Genomic DNA, 290 nt, shown 5'->3' on the forward strand with positions numbered 1-290 from the left:
CAAACTTACCGGCGGGTAATCTGGCTACACCGTGCCTGCCCAGGAGTGGGTGCCGAGCAGCGTCTTGATGTCCGAGGCGAGCCCGTTGTCCGGGTTCACCTGGAAGCCGAGCTCGTACAGGGTGTTCTTGTCCCAGTTCGTCGTGAGCAGGCGTACCGGCACGTCTCCCGGGTGCGCCTGGAGGGACCGCCTGAGTTCGGCCACCAGCGCCGGGGTGATCTTCCCGGTCGGCACGGTGATCTGCACGGGCGGTTTCCGGCCGAGTTCGGCGGAGGAGACGTCCAGGGTGG

At 66.9% G+C, this 290-nt stretch carries 1 pseudogene; it reads right to left on the bottom strand.

Annotation, left to right across the window (positions count from 1 at the left end):
• Window positions 1-24: 24 nt before the first annotated feature.
• Window positions 25-290, bottom strand: a pseudogene (locus UK12_RS35425) (hypothetical protein); the annotation flags it as partial.

It is taken from the genome of Saccharothrix sp. ST-888, from assembly GCF_000955975.1.
Taxonomy (GTDB): domain Bacteria; phylum Actinomycetota; class Actinomycetes; order Streptomycetales; family Streptomycetaceae; genus Kitasatospora.